Here is a 3,383-nt window from a genome sequence, read left to right on the forward strand (position 1 = left end):
ATTTGCATGCTTAGAAAAAAATGAAGATTGACTCAAAATCAAATTTTCGCATGGCCTCAATTTCAAAACAATTTACAGGAATGGTCTTAGCTATCCTTGAGGAATCTGAAAGGCTAGACCAAAATAAATATATCACTGAATACATTTGGATTTATTAAAAATAAATTGATTTACCATGTATTTATAATTTGTTGATATTTGGAATATTAAACATTCTAAACTTATGGAGAAATTTAGCACCTAATGCAATTTCTACCATCTTTTTTTGCCTGATACATAGCATTATCTGCTTTTATATATAATTTTTTAAGTGTATTATTTTGTTGGTTTAAGCTAGCTATTCCTATACTAATAGTAACTGGAATTAATATACCTTTATTTTTATATGGATTATTTTGTACTTTAAGTCTTATTTTTTCAGACAATTGATTTAAACCATTTTTACTCGTTCCATTGAGTAAAATTAAAAATTCCTCGCCCCCAATTCTACCTAACGTATCACTTTCTCGAAGAGTTGAAGTCACCTGAGAAGTTATAAACTTTAATACCTCATCTCCAATTTGATGACCATAAGTATCATTTACTTTTTTAAAGAAATCAATGTCAAACAATAAAACAGAAAAATATTTTTTCTCTCTTTTTGATATGCTAATCAATTTTTCTCCTAATTCAAAAATATATTTTCTATTTGGAATATTGGTTAGAAAATCAGTTGACGCAACCAATTCGAGCTTTTTATTTATGTCTCCTAATGCTTTTGTTCGTTCAATTACTTTTAGTTCTAACTCTTTATTTAATATTTCAAGTTCTTTATTCTTCTGAAGCAGCATTGTTTTGAGAAGATAGGGTTCAATAGATTTTATGAGGGCATCTCTTAGTTGATAAATATCTATTGGTTTATTAACATAAGAGGAAACTCCCAATTCAATGGCTTTTCGTAAAAAATTTAATTCTGTATGCCCAGTAACAACCACTGTAGGTAAAGTAGGTTCAAATTTTTTTATTTCTTCTATCATACTTAGTCCATCAAGTTTTGGCATTTTGATATCCGTAAGCAATACATCAATGTTTTGATTTTCTTTATATGCTGCAATTCCATCAAGACCATTCTTCGCAACAATAACATCCATTTTAAATAATTTTAATGTAACAATAGTACTCTCTCGAATATCATCATCATCCTCAACGTATAAGACTTTTTTATTTTCTAATTTTATTTTATTTATTAAAGTTTTCATAACTGTATCCAAACAAACAATTTTTATCTATATTTTTGCCACAGGTTGTGAAAAATAAAAGCCCTGAAATTCTTCGATACCTAAATCACATAAAATATCAAATATTTCTTTACAGTGAACATATTCTGCAATTATTTTTATATCCAAAGCTTTAGAAAATAAAACTATCGCCTTTACTAATTCTAGAGATCTTTTTTCTTCATGTATATTTTTAATCAAACTGCCATCAATCTTTATGAATTCTGGCTTCAAAGAGAGTATTTGTGAAAAATTAGAATAACCTACACCAAAGTCATCAATGGCAAACCGTACACCTATTTTTTTATATTTTTCAACAAACTCTTTTAATATATCATAATCCTTTATTTCATCACATTCAAGGATTTCAAATATAACTCTTTGAGCCAAATTTTTATTGTTCAAAAAAGTATTATCCAACAAACTAATAGTATTTTCATCAACAACATCACCAAAACAAATGTTTATAGAAAAATCATGATCAGTATTTTCAAAATTAAGCATTGCTTTTTTTATAAGTTGTTGGGAGAGATTCGAATATTGTTTCGACTTTATAGCTATTTTTAAAAAACTTTCTGGTAAATACACATTATCATTTTCAGTGATACGCATCAATGTTTCATACTTTATTATCTCTTTTTTCTTATTCACAATTGGATGATAATAAGCTTCTACTCTATTTTCTTGAATTGCAAATTTGATTATATCTCTGACCAATATAAAGTTATGAATATTTTGATTTCTCAACATACTTTCATTATAAAAAGAAAATCTGCTGTTACTTTTTTTTGTTTTTTTCAAAGCAATACTAGCCTGCTGAAGTGCATTTACTTCATTAATTGATATTCCAACTGAGATATCAATATTGATTTTTAATTGTTTCACATAGAAGTTGATTCTTCTTGTTTGAGTAAGTATATTTAAAATATCTTTTTTATATTCGATTTCTGATTTTTTACCTAAAGATGCAAGAGCAAATTTATCAGAACAATATCTATATATTTCATATTCATGGGGCACAAAGCTTTGTAAGAATTCACTGTATTGCTTCAATATATTATTACCAGTATCATATCCATAAAGTTCATTGATAATCTCAAGAGCCACTATATCTATTATCATGACATTATATTTTAGTTTTTTATCATTATCATATTTATTTATTAAGGCTTCTCTGTTTTTCAGCCTTGTCAAATTGTCAGTATTTACAGATGAAAAATAAAAATTTTCATTGCTTTTACTCATAATATCTCAATCGTTTCATTTTTATAGATCTCATTATATACTTCCTTCAATTTGTCAAGTGAATGAAGTATAAAGAAAAAGGGGTATCACAAAGGTATTATATAAGTGACAAAAGAAATAATCAGTCCATTATTGGTAAATCAGCTTTATATCCCATCCCATATATATTTTTTATATGCAAATTTGGTACTTTCTTTCTAAGACGAGATATTAAATTTTTTAAATTTTTAATATCTGCATTTAAATCAAACTCTTCAAACCATATCGTAGAGATAAGTTCATCTACAGTATATATTCTTCCATTCTGTTTCAATATTCTGTCAACTAAGATTATCTCTTTTTTGGTAAGCTTTATTTTTCTATTATCTTGTATCAGCTCTTTTTTCTCTTTATCCCAAAACGAAGAATTATCTATTTTTATTATAGTACTTTCATCATCTAAGTTATTGATATATATTTTATTGCAAATCTTTAACATATCTTCTATAAAAGTAGTATAATTAATAGGTTTTGTAAAAAATTGTTGTATTCCTAAGTTTATTAGAGGAAGTAAATAATCAAACTCATTTCGTGCAGATAAGATGACCACTATTTGTTCAGGATGTATCTTATATACGGAGTCAACCAATTCTATTCCATTTAAATTTGGCATTTTTATATCAGAAATAATCAAATCATAGTACTTTTTTGAAGAGATAAAATACTCATTGTACTTATTCAACCCATCTTGTCCATCAACAGCAACTGTCACGTGTGGAAAAATATCTTGGAGTAATTCAAATAACTCTTTTCTAAAATGAGTATCATCTTCTACAAAAAGTACATTTATATCTCTGGTATATTTTTTAAGAAGTCCGTAATCCATCAAAATCCTTTTTTAAT

Annotated in this window: 3 protein-coding genes; all 3 read right to left on the minus strand. The window is 26.3% G+C overall.

Going from position 1 to position 3,383, the window contains the following annotated elements; all coding sequences use genetic code 11:
- Nucleotides 1-233: 233 nt before the first annotated feature.
- The gene (locus GBG18_RS14770) at nt 234-1,238 is read right to left on the minus strand and encodes a GGDEF domain-containing response regulator (protein ID WP_152192307.1); all 1,005 of its coding nucleotides are present in this window, start codon (nt 1,236-1,238) and stop codon (nt 234-236) included.
- A gap of 27 nt (nt 1,239-1,265) precedes the next feature.
- Nucleotides 1,266-2,501 carry an EAL domain-containing protein gene (locus GBG18_RS14775; RefSeq protein ID WP_152192309.1) on the minus strand — a complete coding sequence of 412 codons (1,236 nt, stop codon included), beginning with the start codon at nt 2,499-2,501 and terminating at the stop codon, nt 1,266-1,268.
- Between the two features lie 121 nt (nt 2,502-2,622).
- Nucleotides 2,623-3,366 (minus strand): response regulator transcription factor, encoded by a 744-nt coding sequence (locus GBG18_RS14780; protein WP_152192310.1) that lies wholly within the window; start codon nt 3,364-3,366, stop codon nt 2,623-2,625.
- Between the last annotated feature and the right edge of the window lie 17 nt (nt 3,367-3,383).

Source organism: Poseidonibacter ostreae, assembly GCF_009208075.1.
Taxonomy (GTDB): domain Bacteria; phylum Campylobacterota; class Campylobacteria; order Campylobacterales; family Arcobacteraceae; genus Poseidonibacter; species Poseidonibacter ostreae.